The organism is Cobetia sp. L2A1, assembly GCF_009796845.1.
In the GTDB taxonomy this organism is placed as follows: domain Bacteria; phylum Pseudomonadota; class Gammaproteobacteria; order Pseudomonadales; family Halomonadaceae; genus Cobetia.
Map to the genome: position 1 here is coordinate 1,779,263 of NZ_CP047025.1, position 14,779 is coordinate 1,794,041.

Genomic DNA, 14,779 nt, shown 5'->3' on the forward strand with positions numbered 1-14,779 from the left:
TCGTCGACCACGTCGGCGCTTCGGTCAGTCGCGGGAGCTCAGTCAGTCTGGCTGACGCTCAGGACGATCTTCCCCACATGACTCTTCTGTTGGAACATTTCCTGAGCCTTGGCGATATCCTCAAGCGGGAACGTCTCAGCGACCAGTGGCACGATATTGCCTTGCTCGATATGGCGGATCAGGTTTGGAAACACTTCGGGTGCCAGTACCGTGCAACCGAAGAAGCTCAAGTCCTTGAGATACAGCGTGCGCAGGTCAAGCTCCACCACTGGCCCTGCAATCGCGCCAGATACGGCGTAGCGGCCCCCTTGGCGTAGCAGCTCAAGCAGCTGAGGCCATTGAGGGCCCCCGGCCAGATCAATGACCACATCCACACTGTTGCCTGCCAACGCCGTCGTCAGTGGCTGGTCTCTCAACACGACCTGATCGGCCCCCAATTCACGCAGTGTCTGCGCCTTGGCCTGGCTGGTTACGGCAATGACATGCGCGCCGCGCGCCCTGGCAAGCTGGACGGCCGCTGAGCCGACGCCGCCAGAGGCGCCCGTGATCAGAACGCTTTCTCCCTGAGCAAGGCTGGCGCGGGTAAGCAGGTTTTCAGCCGTCGAGTAGGAGCAGGGGAAGGAGGCGAGTTCAATATCGCTCAAGGGACTGTTGATGCAATGTGCCTGGCTGGCGGCGACTGTCGTGTACTCGGCAAAGCCACCACTGCATTCGGCGCCGAAGTACCACGGCGGGGAGAGGGCGACGCCGTCATGCTCGAACAGACAAGGGTCGATCAACACGCGCTCACCTACTCGTGACGGGTCCACGTCGCGGCCCACGGCGGTGATCTCGCCGCAGACGTCAGCGCCTTGAATGCGGGGGAACTCCATCGGCTTGCCAGACCAGCTGGCATCTTCATCGTCGGCATTGCCCTTGGAGTACCAGGCCAGACGAATGTTGACGTCAGTATTGTTGACGCCTGCCGCGCCGACGCGAATGAGTACCTCGCGATCGCCCGGGGCCGGGCGGGGGATGTCATCGCGTACGTCCAGCATCTCGGGACCGCCATGTCCCGTCAGGTAAACGCCACGCATGGTCTCGTTCGTTGCTGACTCGTTCATGTACCTGATTCTCCCAGGAGTGTGAGGGTCGCCGAGCGTGCGGCATCGATGGCGTCTCTGCCCAGTACCAGCCAGGCCGAGGATGCGCCTTCGTGGATCAAAAACAGCTCAGTGGCGAGAGTCGGTTGGCCGCTTCGATCCCCCAGCCATTGGAGGATTTCCCGCTTGTGGCGCAGAACCGTGTCGCGAACATCGGTGTTGTCCGGAAAGGCGGCCAGTGCGTTGACCGACATGCAGCCATTGGGAGCCTCGTGTTGCATCCAATGCGCCAGACGTTGATAGAGGTGAGAGAGCGCACCTGCGCCTTGTGCCGGCACGTCGTCCTCCAGAAAGGCCAGATAACGCTCGTGCCGATGCTGGAGTGCCCCGATCACCATGCTTTCCTTGGAAGGAAAGTGGCGATACAGAGTGCGCAAGCTGACGTCTGCTGCTGCTTTCAGCTCGGAGACGCTGGGTTCTGCAAAGCCGCGCTGGCTGAACAGCGCTTCCAGCCGTGCCGCGATATCGTGCGTGAGCATGTCGTGACCATTGGCGAAAACAAGGGGGGAGAGCATTCGTTCTACCTGCAAAGGGTAGAGCGTTCGTTCTCCCTGTGTCAATGCCCTTCCAGTAACTGCGGCTCACGGCAATCGATTCTCTGCTTCCTATCCGACATGTCTTGTGACGGATGCTGCGCGTATCTCTGGTGCGTAAACCGTAAATGTGACGGCATCAATGGCACTTTGGGGAAGGAATGCGCACATTGTGTTGCGGTTGTTATTGATAAGAATTAGCATTCGCGACTAATTCGCTGGCGCGGGGGGCGTCAGCCATGGCCACTTCTTGCTCATGAAGCGAGAAAAGATGTCGAATCAGCAGGATGCTGTCGCATCGCGTATCAAAGGGTTTTCAGGTGCCAAGTCATTCTCGGGATAGCGCAGCAAACACGTACAAGGGACATTTTTCCTGCCTGATCTTCAGCCTCATGGCACTGCCGACGGCCGCAATGGCGGAAGAAGACGCGACGAACAGTTCAGGTGTCGCAAGCTCAGTGATCGTGGTGACGGGGGAGCGTGAAACGGAAGTCGCACCCGGCAGCTATCGGGCAGAGGCCTCCAGTATTGCCAACAAGCAGTCGGTCGATTTTCTCGAGCAGGCGCGCACCATCAATGTCGTGACGCAGCAGGTCATCCACGATTTCAATCTGGATGACCTTGAAGAAGCGCTGCAACCTGTCGCCGGAATCCAACTGGGCAACACGCTCGGGGGCACCGAGGATGGCTTCGTCAAGCGGGGCTTCGGCAGCAACAGTGATGGCTCGATGTTGATTGATGGCATTCGCCAGCCGCGCCGCACCTATTCCACCGCGACGGTGGACCGGGTCGAGGTCCTCAAGGGACCATCATCGCTCTTCCAGGGTCAGCAGAATCCGGGCGGCGTGATCAACATGGTCACCAAGCGCCCGCAGTACGAGACGCATACAGAGCTCAGTGGTGAGGTGAGTTCATTCGGCGGTGGCAATACCAGTCTGGATACCACCGGGGCCATCGGGGATACGGGGCTTGCCTATCGCTTGATCCTGTCGCATGAAGATGAAGACTCCTGGCGTGAGTACGGCAATGATCGGCGTACCATCATTGCGCCTTCGCTGCGCTGGGAAGGTGAACACAGCAGTGCGCAGATCAGCTATGAATATCAGGATTACGATATTGATATCGATCGTGGCACCATCTTCTACAACGGCAGCGCTGCCGATGTGTCGAGTAGTACGCGCTTTGATGAGACGTGGAATCGCGTCTATGGACACGATGAGTCGCTCAATGCCTGGTGGAAGCAGGACATCACCGACAATTGGGATCTCAAGCTGACCTATGGCTGGACGCGTCGCCAGTATAGTGATGCGCGAGCCAATGTCACCGATGTCAGCGATAGCGGCGATGTGACGGTACGTGCCGAAGAGAACAAGGGCTATGAGCGCAGCGAGCATTACACGGCACTGGACGCCACGGGGGAGGTAGAGATTGCGGGTCAGCGACATGATGTGGTGATCGGTGCAGATTATGAAACCACTCGCGACTACCTGGATGAGCGTTATTTCGGTGATTCCGTCACCGTCTCGACTGTGAATGATGTCACCCATGGTCAGCTCTCCCAGGTAACCTCCGATGACATCAATACCTCGCGCAGCAATCGTCTTGATGAGACACAGGCACTCGGGGTCTATGTCAGTGATCGTTGGCATCTGAATGACAAGTGGATTCTGGGACTAGGCGGGCGCTACACCTGGTTTGAACAGCAAAGTGGTGAGGGCGAGGACTTCGTGTCCGATCCTGATTACAGCGACAGCCTCTTCCTGCCTTCCGTCAACCTGCTGTATCGCATTGATGATGCCAGCTCTACCTATATCAGTTATAGCGAATCGTTCGTGGCCAACGGCACCGACAGCGATAGCGGTGAAAGCCTTGATCCAGAGGTCGGCAAGGGCTATGAGATTGGCTACAAGCGTCAATGGAATCCGCGCCTGGCGACGTCTGTCGCGCTCTATCGCATTCGCAAGGAAAACGTGGCGGTCACCGACAATGGCGTGACGCGTACCATCGGCGAAGCGGGCTCTGAAGGGCTTGAGTTCAGCTTGGACGGCGCACTGACAGACCGTACCTCCTTGCTGTTCAGCTATGCCTATACCGATACCGAAGTGATCGAGGATACCGAGGGAACGGAAGGCAATCGTCTGCCGAATGCGGCGCTCAATGCCGCGAGCCTCTATCTTGCGCATGATCTCGCCATCGACCCGGCCTACGGTGCCTGGCGTATCGGAGGTGGTGTGCGCTATGTCGGCGAGCGCGAAGGCGATGATGACAACAGCTTCTCGATGGATGCCTATACTGTCGCGGATGCCTTCGTGGGCTGGCGTCACCACTTCTTCGGCCCGGACACCGAGTTCAAGCTGAACGCGAAGAATCTCTTCGATACGACGTATTACTACGGTAGTGGCGGTGATACGCGTGTATTGGTGGGAGACCCGCTGGAAGTGACACTGTCTGCCAGTGTCGGCTGGTAATACCATCTCTTTTGAAGGCCATGTCGCAAGCGAGATGAAAAAAGTGGGGTATAACGAGAGGTATAGATAATCGGTTATTTAGTACTTTGGTATTGAATAGCCGGTTCATGAGCAGATGGCTTTTCTGATGTCTAACAATGCATCAAGAATGTCTCTAGACTAGTACATTACTGCTAGCTGATTGAGTGATGTGCGGTTACGTCTCGTCTCATCCTATGTGCCAACGCTGCACGACCCCGCGTTGGCCATCATCAACTGTTCAGTCGTCGTAGTGTCAATAAAGGGCTTTTACGCCCGCATTCTATGAAGCAGGGAGCTTCAATGAACCCCATATTGTCCATGTCTCTGATGCCTGTATCAGGGGATGGCGCGGCAAGGGCAGTTGCCGTTCAGTCCAGTTCCCCGATGAACTCGTTTGATGATCGATTACCTGATTACATCAAGTCTTCTCCACCGGGCTTGAAGCCGTTGGAACCGGCGGTGCTGACCCTGGTGATGGCCATCTATCGGCATGATCCCGATACGTTGGCGCACTCTTGGCGGGTCGCCGGTCTTTGCGTTTATCTGTATAGGCGCTTGTTGGCGGAGGGGCAGCGCAAGGTGCCACTGGATGATCTCTACAGCGCTGCATTGCTGCATGATATCGGCAAGGTGACGGTACCAAGTGATTTGTTGCAGGCCCCGCGCTCATTGCAAGCGGAGGAACGTACGCTGGTGCAGAAGCATGCTGCTGAAGGGGGGAGAATGCTGCAATCCTTGCGTGGTCCACTCAAGGCGTTGGCATGCTCGTTGGCGGTATCTCATCATGAATGCTGGAATGGCTCGGGATATCCCGTAGGGTTGCCATCGCGGCTGTTGCCGCTGCATTGTCGTATCGCGGGGCTGATGGATGTCTTCGATGCGCTTGCGTCTCCCCGCGCTTACAAGCCCGGCTGGCCGCTGGATAAATTGGTGGCGTTGTTCGTGGCGCAGGCAGGCAAGCAGTTTGATCCCAAACTGATCAATAGACTGGCACCCTACTGGACGTCCTTGCTGCAAGAGCACGGTCGATTGATGGACATCACCCTCGATACCCCATCTTCCTGACGCCAGACTGATGGAAGATTCAGGGCCCATGGGGCGTGCCGCAATGGCAAGTACCTCATCCTGAATCCTCCAGTACAGTGATCAAACGACAAGGCCCCAACCTGAATATTCAGGTTGGGGCCTTGTCGTATTGTCGTCGTGCTTCACTCACTTCATTTCAGTTCACGCTCATACCTCATCGCTCCGATAGAGCTGGAGGCAACTAGCTGGGGGCGACTAGCAGGGGACAACTAGCAGGGCTCAGCTACAGCGCTCGCGCTTGATGGCTGCCCAGTCAGTCGTCGGGTTCTGGCGGCCGTGATTACCAGCATATGGCGCCACCTTGGGTGATTCCCAACCATCCAGCGCATTGTCTTCCAGGCGGTAGATCTCCACACCCAGCGGGTTGCAGGTCTCGAGCGGATCGCGTGCATCCGGCCCCCAGAGATCCACCGACAGATCACCACCCGGGCAGCAGGACATCGCGCACAGCAGGTCCGTCTCGGCGAAGAACTCCAGATAGTCACCCTTGCGTGCCGGGCAGGCCTTCATGAAGTACTTGTCGTCATTGTTGAGGCCGGTGCACTGGAAGATGTTGAGCACGTCGTGAACATCAAATTCGGTCAGGCCCCAAGGCGCGACTGCTCGCACCAGATTGGAGTGGCAGTGATGATCGAAATCCTCGCCGGTCAGCAGACGATTGACGTAAGGGTCGCAGCGAGTGCCCAGCAGGTCATGCACGCGGCCGCCGTCCTCGTCGACGCCGTAATCTGCCAGGGTGTCGTCGATGATGGTCGCCATGGGACGCAGGTAAGGTAGCGTCGACCACAGGCGGTCATAGGTGCTGACATGCGCGCGTTGCAGCTGGCGAGTCCGGGAAGCCCACATGCGTTCGCGCGGATTGTGCAGATTCCACATGTTGAAATCACCGACCTGTGAGCCTTCGGTGATCTTGATGCGCAGCACGTGGCCCGCCGGCACTTCCCACGCCAGACCATTGCGCAGCGGCACGGTATGGGTCGCGATCAGTGTGCGCTCGGCCTTGCCTTCGGTGAGGCTGTCGTAGAAGTCATGATCGACATCCAGGATCGAGCCCTTGGTCGCTTGATAGGCGGCAGAAACATTACTCATGGCAAGACTCCTCGTGAAATGAAACAGGGGCAGTATGGTGATTCATGCGGTCGCTTGGCAGACCGTGGGAGATGGGCGTATCACTCATGGACTTGCTCATGCCTCCTCACGGTGCCAATGCTTCATCAGGCGATCAAAGCAGGCGCTGGCCGTCGGCTGAGTACTCATGCGACTGACGATGATCACCGCCATCAGGGCGAACAGGAAGCCGGGCACGACCTCGAACATGTCGAAGATCTCCAGTGGGCCACCGCTCAGCGGCTTCCAGATCGCGACGGTGAGTGCCCCCACCAGCAGGCCAGCGATAGCCCCGTTGCGCGTCATGCCACGCCAGAACAGCGACAGCAGGATGACAGGGCCGAAGGCGGCGCCGAATCCGCCCCAGGCATAGGACACCAGGTCGAGAATGCTGCTGTCGCGGTCGGTACCCATCACGGTGGCGAGCAGAGCGATGGCGATCACGCTGGCACGACTCAGCCACACCAGTTCTTTTTGTGAGGCCTTGGGGCGGATCAGACCACGATAGATATCCTCGGCAATCGCACTGGAGCAGACCAGCAATTGGGAATCGACGGTGCTCATGATGGCCGCCAGCACGCCGGCGAGAATGAAGCCTGCCACCCACGGGTTGAGCATGATCTGGCTGAGGGTGATGAAGACACGCTCACTGTCCTTGAGCCCATCGCCCAGCTCGCCGCCGAACCAGTAGTAGCCCAATACGCCGACCGACACGGCCGCCGCCATCGTCACGGCGGACCACAGCAGGGCAATCCGACGAGCTACCCTTATGTCCTCGCGCTTGCGAACGGCCATGAAGCGCACCACGACATGGGGTTGGCCACAGTAGCCAATCGCCCAGCCTGCCAGTGACAGCATGCCCAGCAAAGTCACGTCTTCCAGCATGCCGCCGATCGGGGCGACATCCATCGTCCCGGCTGGCGCCGCAGCGGGATCACTGAACAGCGCCACTGCCGTCATGGCTGCCACGGCACAAAGTGAGGCTGCCATCATCAGGCCCTGAATGAGGTCGGTCCACGAGGCGGCGAGAAAACCGCCGAGGAAGGTATATCCGACGATGACCAGGGCACCCAACCACAGCGCGACGCGATAATCGATCTCGAAGATGCCCTCGAACAGTACCGCGCCACCGACCAGTCCGGCTGAGACGTAGAAGGTGAAGAACACCAGCATGACGACGGATGACAGGGTGCGCAGTACACGAGAGCGGTCCTCGAAGCGTGCTTCCAGATAATCCGGAACGGTCAGCGCATTGCCCGCCGCCTCAGTGAAGACACGGAGTCGCTCGGCAACCAATGTCCAGTTCAGATAGACGCCAACCAGTGTCCAGACTGCGATCCAGGCCTGCGAGAGGCCGCCACTGAAGATGGCGCCCGGCAGGCCCATCAACGCCCAACCACTGAGATCTGACGCGCCGGCACTCAAGGCCGCGACGCTGGGCGGCAAGCCGCGGCCACCGAGGATGTAATCCGACAGGTTGTGGGTGATGCGATAGAAGTAGATGCCGATGCCCAGCATCAGCAGCAGATAGAGTCCGAATGACAGCAGGACAGGTAGGTTCATCCAATATGGCCTCATGATGACGCAGGAGCGTCTTGTTCTTGTTGACGGTCGTCGGTCATGCCAGCAGAGAGACTGTACGGCCGACGCCAGTGACATCTACCTTACCCATGAGTAGAATTTCTAAAAACTGATAAATAATGATCCGATAGATGATTTCATATCATGTATTGAAAGGACGACATCATGCGGCCCAGCCTGTCTTCATTGAATACCTTCGAGGTCGTCTCACGACTGGGCAGCATTACTGCCGCGGCCGATGCGCTGAATATCACCCAGTCGGCCGTCAGCCATCAGATACGCCGCCTGGAGGCCGCGTTAGACGTCAGTCTGCTAGAGCGTGTCGGGCGCGGCGTGATGTTGTCAGAGGCCGGGCGCAGACTGGCGGATGGCCTGCAGGTCGGCTTTGCCAAGATCGAACAGTCAGTCGCGGAATTCGACGGTCATCAACCGCATGGGCAGCGGCGTCGACAGTTGCGCGTCAGCTGCCTGCCATCGGTGGCGGTGCGCTGGTTGATTCCAAGGCTCAACAGCTTTCGCGAATGCTGCCCCGATATCGCGGTCAGTCTGCAATACGCGGGTATCAGTGCCCGTGGCTTGCTGCCGGAGGTTGATGTGATGATCACCTGGCAGGACGAGCTGCCAGGCAAGGATGCGCAGGGATTCCGGTTGTTTTCCGGGGCCACCCAACCGGTGGCCAGCCCGCTGTACCTGGAATATCACCGCCGCCCGACCCAGCCGGCAGACCTGCTCAAGCTCGAGCTGATCCATGATCAATCGCGTCAGCCGTGGCATGACTGGTTCAACAACTGCAGCCTGTATCCCTCTCAGCTCGACAAGGGCGATCTCTATCAGGACTTCAGTCTGCTGAGTGCCGCGGTGGTTGCGGGCCAAGGCGTTGCTCTCTGCCCGCCACGCCTGATTCGCAAGGAGCTGGAAGACGGCACCCTTGAGTGCCTGTTCGACATGGCCGCCAATCAACAGCGCGCCTATTGGCTGTTCCATCACGCGCAGCCAGCTCAGCACGTGCAGCAGTTCTGTGACTGGATGCGTGAGCAGATCGCGGCCGAGGGCGAGGAGGTGGATAGAGGCGTCATCACCCTCAGCCGCTAGCCACTGACATCGCACTTGAGCCATCGTCGAAAGAGACGAAAAAGCCCCACCGAGAGACTCGGCAGGGCTTTTATTCAGCAAGGCATCAGGTCGTAACCTGTGTCGTGATCTGCGACGCGAACTGGCGAGACCGTCAGCCGTTGAGTATCCCCAGCCAGCCCCATAATCCCAGTAGCGCCGCCAGCAGCACCGGCGGTGTCAGTATCAGGCCGACCTTCATGTACTGCCCCCAGCTGATGTGGTGGCCTTTCTGATCGAGCACATGCAGCCACAGCAGCGTGGCAAGACTGCCGATCGGGGTGAACTTGGGGCCCAGATCATTGCCGATCACGTTGGCGTAGACCATCAGCTCCCGCGTCGTGTCACTGACCTGCTGTGCACTCAGGTGATCAATGGCGAGTGCGCCGATCAGCGTGGCAGGCATATTGTTCATCACCGAGGCGGTGATAGCCGCCAGTACACCGGTGCCGAGAGTGGCGATCAGGCTGCCTTGACTCGCAAGCCAGGCAAGAATGTCGCTGGCGTGGTCGGTCAGGCCGGCATTGCCCAGCCCGTAGACCACCAGATACATGCCCACCGAGAACAGCACGATCTGCCACGGTGCCCCGCGCAGTACTGGTCCGAGGGCTATGACTGCGTCGCCCGAGCCCAGCCAGCGCCCGGCAATGGCCAGCAGTATCAAGGCAGCGCTGCCCGTGACGACGCACAATGGTACGCCCAGCGGGGCAGTGACGAAGTAGGCGATCAACAGCACGCCCAGCAGCGGGAAGGCCGCGCGGAACACCTGGGGGTCCTTGATGGCGCTCGACGGTGCCTCGAGCTTCTCAAGCGTATAGTGCGAGGGCAACTCCTTGCGGAACATCAGCCACAGCACGATCAGCGTGGCGGCCAGCGCGATCAGATCGACCGGCACCATCACGGCGGCGTAATGCGTGAAGGAGATATCGAAATAGTTGGCGCTGACGATGTTGACCAGATTCGAGATCACCAGTGGCAGACTGGTGGAATCGGCGACGAAACCGGTGGCGATGATGAAGGCTAGCGATGTGGCAGCGCTGAACTCCAGACGCACCAGAATCGCGATCACGATCGGCGTGAGAAGCAGGGCCGCGCCATCATTGGCGAAGAAGGCTGCGATCACCGCACCCAGTAGCACGATCAGTGGGAACAGCTTGCGTCCATTGCCGCCGCCCCAACGCGCGACATGCAGTGCCGCCCAGCTGAAGAAGCCCGCCTCATCGAGGATCAGCGAGATGATGATCAGCGCCACGAAGGTGAAGGTGGCGTCCCACACGATATCCCACACCACCAGTACATCCGGCAGATTGACCACGCCACAGGCCAGCGCGACCACGGCGCCGCCCAGGGCGCTGGTGCCGATCCCCAGCCCACGTGGCTGCCAGATCACCAATGCCAGCGTGATGGCGAAGATTGTCAGGGCAAGCATGACGTTTCCTTGTCGAGAGTGGAGGAAGAACTCGAGGGCATCAGATCGCGGATTGATTGACGCGTTTCGAGACGTCTTCGGCGCTCTCGACCCGCTCCGAATAGCGCTCGGTCAGGTAGGGCGCGCGTTCACGGTTGAGCCATGTAAACTTCATCAGCTCTTCGCAGACATCGACGATGCGAAGATAAAGAGGAGACATGCGCATGCGGCCCGTCTCATCGAACTCATTGAAAGCCTTGGGCACCGAGGACTGATTGGGGATGGTCAGCATGCGCATCCAGCGACCCAGAATGCGCATCTGATTGACGCTGTTGAAGCTCTGGCTGCCGCCACTGACCTGCATGATCGCCAGTGTCTTGCCCTGCGTGGGGCGCACGCCGCCCAGTGACAGGGGAATCCAGTCGATCTGCGCCTTCATGATCGAGGTCATGGCGCCGTGGCGCTCCGGGCTGACCCACAGCATGCCTTCTGACCACTGGGCCAGTTCGCGCAGCTCCTGCACCTTGGGGTGATCGGCGTCGCAGTCATCCGGCAGTGGCAGTCCGGCGGGCGAGTAAAGGCGTACCTCGGCACCGAATGCCGTCAGCAGACGGGCGGCTTCCTCGGCGCAGAAGCGCGAGAAGGAGTGCTCACGCAGTGACCCGTAAAGCACCAGAATGCGCGGTGCATGGTGCGGGGCTTCCGGCCCGACCAGGCGATCGATCTCCAGCGGGCGCCAGTGTTCGGCATCGATGTTGGGCAGGTCGGCCAGCGCCGCTGTCATCTCATCTGTCATCGTTTCTCTCGCTTGCCAATGCATGTGCTCAGGGATGTGTGCGTTCATTGCTCACGCCTTGGAGGCATGAACGACGTCGCCGTCTTCCTTGGTGTACTCCGCGACGGGATTGTCCAGCAGCGCCAGTACGACTTCAGATGGGCGGCAAAGTCGGGTAACGGTGGGGGTCACCACGACTGGGCGATTGATCAGGATCGGATGTGCCAGCATGGCGTCGATCAGCTCGGCGTCGCTGAGAGCGGAGTTTTCTAGCCCAAGTTCATCAAAGGGCGTGCCCTTGCGGCGCAGCAGCGGGCGTGGGCCGCCCCCCATGGCGGTGATCAAGGCCTCAAGCGTTTCACGCGTCGGCGGCGTGACCAGATACTCGATGACCTCCGGTGTCTCACCGGAGGCCTTGAGCATGGCCAGCACATTGCGCGACGTGCCACAGGCCGGGTTGTGATAGAGAGTGATGCGGGTGCTATCAGTCATGGTCTTGAGGCTCCTGAGATGCCTGGGATGTACAGGCGGAGGTGCAATCGGGGGTAGTGAGCGACGCCAGTAACGGATCACAGACTTCCGGCGAGCCCGCGCAACATTCGCGCAGCAGAAATTGCACGGTGGTCAGCATGTGGGACAGGTTGGCGCGATAGATCAGTGAGCGCCCCTTGCGCTGGGAGTGGATCAGCCCGGCGCGGCTCAATACACCCAGATGCGTCGAGAGGGTGTTGTGCGGTACCTCTAGCACTCGAGCAATATCTCCCGCGGGCAGGCCTGACGGTTCGTGGCGTACCAGCAAGCGAAAGGCCTCGAGCCGCGTTGCCTGAGACAGAGCGGCAAAGGTCTCGAGCGTGGCCTGGGGATCGGACGGCATGTCTGGAGTGCTCATTATTCTGTCCATATGTCGAGACTTTTCGAAATGAAGATTGTGCCATGGTAGAACAGCCATGGCTGACAGGAAAGTCCTTGTCACTCATGGCGTTTTGTCGAGAGGCAAAATGAATGCAAGAAATCCATGACCGAAGTGATGGAAAAGGAACAATCCGGGGCGTGAGCTTGGGTGTGAGCAGGAGCAGGAGCGGCTAGTGAAAACGTCAGGGCAGCTCGTGGCTGATGGCGCTGAGGAAGCTGTCCGAGTCCTCGAGGCGCGACACGATGAGGTCGCGAAGTGCCATGACACGTGCTGGCACCAGTTGTCGGTCCGCCCATACCAAATGGATAGTGCCTGCTGGACAGACGACATCCGGCAGCAGGGCTTCAAGCTCGCCGCGTGCCAGAAAGGGTGCAAGCGTCAGGCGCGGGGCCAGACAGATTCCCATGCCCTGGCAGGCTGCCTTGATCGAGAGCCGGAGGCTGTTGACGCTGTAGCGAGGTGACAAGGCGAGACACAGGTTCTCGCCGTTCTGAGTGAGCTCCCATGCCGTCATGGTATTGCCCGAGAGCAAGTCATGCCCTGCCAGGTCATGGATGCTCTCAGGTCGGCCCTGCTGATCCAGATATTCGGGCGCGGCCGCCAACATCAGATGGGAGTCGAACAACCGCCGCTGGATCAATTGCGGCGCCGTGGCAGGAGAGGACACTACGGCCAAATCCACCTGATCATCGAAGAAGTGACTGATGTCCGAGCCGAAGCTGATGCGGATGGTCACCTCGGGATGCTGGCGCATGAACTCGATGGCGGTGGCTTGCAGGAAGTGATCGGCGAAGGGCTCGGGGCAGGAGACGTGGATGGCACCGCTCAATGTCGGTTGCGTATTCATCTTGGCCAGCCATGCGTGATCGACCTGCTCCAGCAGCTGTGCAAAGCGCTGGTAGCACTCTTCGCCGCTGGCGGTCAGCTGGAATTGCTTGGCCGAGCGATGGATCAGCTTTTCCCCGAGCGTCTGCTCCAGGCGCGTTACCGCACGCGACAGCGTCGGAGCGGATGTCTGGTGATGTCGTGACGCCGCGGCATAGCCACCATGATGGACGGCCTGACAGAACCAATGCAGATCGGTGAGATTCTTCGCATTCATATTTGCACGCTTGTATTGCGCTTCTGGTGATTAATACCGCGTGGGAAGGCTGCTATCGTCATGGGATGACCCCTAGCCCTATGCGCCCTGGAGAGAAGCATTCATGCGCAAGATACCTGCCAGATATCAGTTTCCCGTCACCATGGCGTTGATGTTGCCCATCATGCTGTTGGGGATGCCGTTGTTGATACTCTCCCGCAGCATACCCGCCGAGGGTTCATTATTGAATGCTTGGCTGCGCTACCTGGCGGAAGGTTTGCCGCTGGCCCTGCCACTGGCACTGGTGGCCATCATACTGGTACGTCTGCTCGTCACGCGTGTGTTGATGGCTCCGGCGGGTTTGCCCGTCGCTCAGCTCGACGATACCGGACATGAAGCACGATCGTCAGGTGTCCTGGTTTCAGAGAGACCGGCCGCTGAAGTGCCCAGTGCCCAAGCGCCAATGTCAGCAGTGTCGGGCGCTACCGAGCACTGATGCGAGTAAGACGCCCGCCGTCTCTTGCTGCTGGCTCACGCCTTTCATGTCATACCTGCCAACTCAGACCTGCTCATGCAGCCAGCTGGCCAATGCTGCCTGGCGAGGGTTCTGGCTCTCGAGACGCGCCGCAAGCCAGTAATCACAGCCGGAGGAATACTCCAGCGTCCCCAGCCGCACCAGCTGTCCCCGTGCCACCAATGCACTGACTTGCTGATGACTGCCCAGCGCGACGCCTTGCCCGGCCAATGCGGCATCCAACACCAGGTGGTAGCTGGTGAATTGACGTTGCACATTGAGCGCCAGCCCCGGCTTGCCCATGCCGCTGAACCAGCGTGGCCAGTTGATCCAGTTGGGTTCGAGGCGCTCGTAGTCGAGCAGTGGCAGAGCCGCCAGCAGAGGTAGCTCCCGGCAGTCGCGGGCACCTTGTGGCAGCTCGGCGATGAAGTCGGGCGACGCCACCGGATAGAGCGTCTCGGTGAACAGAGGGGTCAATTGCCAGTCCGGATGCGGCGCCATGTCATAGCAGATGGCGAGATCGACATCCTCGGTGAGGATGTCGCGATGATGATCTGCAGTGATCAGGCGCAGGCCACTGGCAAGCGTCGGCTGGGTGGCGCGAAGTCGATTCAACATCGGCCCCAGCCAAAGGTGCGAGATGGCGCTGTTGGCGGCCAGTGTCAGACGGGCATTGGGAGAAGGGCGGCTGACGCTCTCCAGCGCGTCGATCATGAAGTCGAAACTGGTCGCCAGGCGCTGGCTCAACTGCTGTCCTGCCGCGGTCAGAGAGACTCGTCTGCCGTGGCGATGAAACAGCTCGGTATCGATGTGACGCTCAAGGATGGCGATTTGCCGGCTGACCGCAGCCTGGGTGATATGCAATTCACTGGCGGCGCGCGTGAAGTTGGCGTGACGTGCGGCTGCCTCGAAGGTCAGCAGGCTGTTGAGAGGCGGCAGGCGATGACGAAAGCTCTTCATGCAGGGCTCCGAGACGAGGAGGGTAAAGTCGGCTGATAGGCCAGTGCTTGATGACTTCAGGTTATCAAGGTTGATCAGGA

Annotated in this window: 14 protein-coding genes; 4 read left to right on the top strand and 10 right to left on the bottom strand. The window is 59.5% G+C overall.

Going from position 1 to position 14,779, the window contains the following annotated elements; all coding sequences use genetic code 11:
* Positions 1-38: 38 nt before the first annotated feature.
* Together GQR90_RS07765 and GQR90_RS07770 are read right to left on the bottom strand one after the other, a co-directional pair.
* Positions 39-1,103 (bottom strand): alcohol dehydrogenase family protein, encoded by a 1,065-nt coding sequence (locus tag GQR90_RS07765; protein ID WP_158773598.1) that lies wholly within the window; start codon positions 1,101-1,103, stop codon positions 39-41.
* Complete coding sequence (locus tag GQR90_RS07770) at positions 1,100-1,657, bottom strand: TetR/AcrR family transcriptional regulator (RefSeq protein ID WP_233266482.1); 558 nt, start codon at positions 1,655-1,657, stop codon at positions 1,100-1,102. The genes GQR90_RS07765 and GQR90_RS07770 overlap by 4 nt, the downstream gene beginning before the upstream one ends.
* A gap of 410 nt (positions 1,658-2,067) precedes the next feature.
* Here GQR90_RS07770 and GQR90_RS07775 point away from each other — a divergent pair, with 410 nt between their 5' ends.
* Positions 2,068-4,143, top strand: a complete 2,076-nt coding sequence (locus tag GQR90_RS07775; protein WP_158773599.1) for a TonB-dependent siderophore receptor — start codon at positions 2,068-2,070, stop codon at positions 4,141-4,143.
* Positions 4,144-4,464: 321 nt separating this feature from the next.
* Complete coding sequence (locus tag GQR90_RS07780) at positions 4,465-5,229, top strand: HD-GYP domain-containing protein (RefSeq protein WP_158773600.1); 765 nt, start codon at positions 4,465-4,467, stop codon at positions 5,227-5,229.
* A 240-nt stretch (positions 5,230-5,469) separates the two neighbouring features.
* On the opposite strand, the gene GQR90_RS07785 is transcribed toward GQR90_RS07780, so the two are convergent.
* Together GQR90_RS07785 and putP are read right to left on the bottom strand one after the other, a co-directional pair.
* Positions 5,470-6,339, bottom strand: coding sequence for an urea carboxylase-associated family protein (locus GQR90_RS07785; protein ID WP_158773601.1), 870 nt, complete (start codon positions 6,337-6,339; stop codon positions 5,470-5,472).
* 96 nt (positions 6,340-6,435) lie between these two features.
* Entirely contained in the window at positions 6,436-7,920 is a 1,485-nt protein-coding gene (gene putP / locus GQR90_RS07790; protein WP_158773602.1) for a sodium/proline symporter PutP, read from the bottom strand.
* Positions 7,921-8,103: 183 nt separating this feature from the next.
* On the opposite strand from putP, the gene GQR90_RS07795 reads away from it, so the two are divergent.
* Entirely contained in the window at positions 8,104-9,030 is a 927-nt protein-coding gene (locus GQR90_RS07795; RefSeq protein ID WP_088743312.1) for a LysR substrate-binding domain-containing protein, read from the top strand.
* A 133-nt stretch (positions 9,031-9,163) separates the two neighbouring features.
* Here the strand turns inward: GQR90_RS07795 and GQR90_RS07800 are convergent, their stop codons facing one another.
* From GQR90_RS07800 to GQR90_RS07820, 5 genes are all read right to left on the bottom strand, one after another.
* Entirely contained in the window at positions 9,164-10,477 is a 1,314-nt protein-coding gene (locus GQR90_RS07800) for an arsenic transporter (protein ID WP_158773603.1), read from the bottom strand.
* Positions 10,478-10,517: 40 nt separating this feature from the next.
* Entirely contained in the window at positions 10,518-11,252 is a 735-nt protein-coding gene (gene arsH, locus GQR90_RS07805; protein ID WP_158773604.1) for an arsenical resistance protein ArsH, read from the bottom strand.
* A 51-nt stretch (positions 11,253-11,303) separates the two neighbouring features.
* The gene (gene arsC, locus GQR90_RS07810; protein WP_158773605.1) at positions 11,304-11,723 is read right to left on the bottom strand and encodes an arsenate reductase (glutaredoxin); all 420 of its coding nucleotides are present in this window, start codon (positions 11,721-11,723) and stop codon (positions 11,304-11,306) included.
* Complete coding sequence (locus GQR90_RS07815) at positions 11,716-12,105, bottom strand: ArsR/SmtB family transcription factor (protein WP_158773606.1); 390 nt, start codon at positions 12,103-12,105, stop codon at positions 11,716-11,718. Before GQR90_RS07815 ends, arsC begins: the two co-directional genes overlap by 8 nt.
* A gap of 220 nt (positions 12,106-12,325) precedes the next feature.
* Positions 12,326-13,246 carry a LysR family transcriptional regulator gene (locus GQR90_RS07820; protein ID WP_158773607.1) on the bottom strand — a complete coding sequence of 307 codons (921 nt, stop codon included), beginning with the start codon at positions 13,244-13,246 and terminating at the stop codon, positions 12,326-12,328.
* Between the two features lie 103 nt (positions 13,247-13,349).
* Here GQR90_RS07820 and GQR90_RS07825 point away from each other — a divergent pair, with 103 nt between their 5' ends.
* Positions 13,350-13,721 (top strand): hypothetical protein, encoded by a 372-nt coding sequence (locus GQR90_RS07825; protein ID WP_158773608.1) that lies wholly within the window; start codon positions 13,350-13,352, stop codon positions 13,719-13,721.
* Positions 13,722-13,784: 63 nt separating this feature from the next.
* On the opposite strand, the gene GQR90_RS07830 is transcribed toward GQR90_RS07825, so the two are convergent.
* Positions 13,785-14,699, bottom strand: coding sequence for a LysR substrate-binding domain-containing protein (locus tag GQR90_RS07830; protein WP_158773609.1), 915 nt, complete (start codon positions 14,697-14,699; stop codon positions 13,785-13,787).
* Between the last annotated feature and the right edge of the window lie 80 nt (positions 14,700-14,779).